Source organism: Psychrobacter sp. CAL346-MNA-CIBAN-0220, assembly GCF_040309805.1.
In the GTDB taxonomy this organism is placed as follows: domain Bacteria; phylum Pseudomonadota; class Gammaproteobacteria; order Pseudomonadales; family Moraxellaceae; genus Psychrobacter.
Window position 1 is genome coordinate 1 of sequence record NZ_JBEOPF010000494.1, and the last position, 255, is coordinate 255.

Below are 255 nucleotides of genomic sequence, written 5' to 3' on the forward strand. Positions count from 1 at the left end.
GTACTTGCCCGCTCAGATGTCATTAGTCTACATTGTCCATTAAATGAGCAAACCAAACATTTAATTAATCGAGAGACTTTGTCCAAAATGACCAAACAGCCGCTACTCGTCAACGTGGCACGTGGCGGTGTTGTCGATAGTCAAGCGCTAACCGATGCTGTGAATGACCAGCGAATTATCGGCTATGCTAGCGACGTTTTTGAAGCAGAACCTATTGCTGAAGATGATCCGCTTCTTACTCTAAAAGATCATCCG

General features: G+C 44.7%; 1 protein-coding gene. It reads left to right on the forward strand.

The window, feature by feature from the left end; translation table 11 throughout:
• A partial coding sequence (locus AAEY88_RS14510) for an NAD(P)-dependent oxidoreductase (RefSeq protein ID WP_350563521.1) occupies positions 1–255 on the forward strand: 255 nt, incomplete at both ends.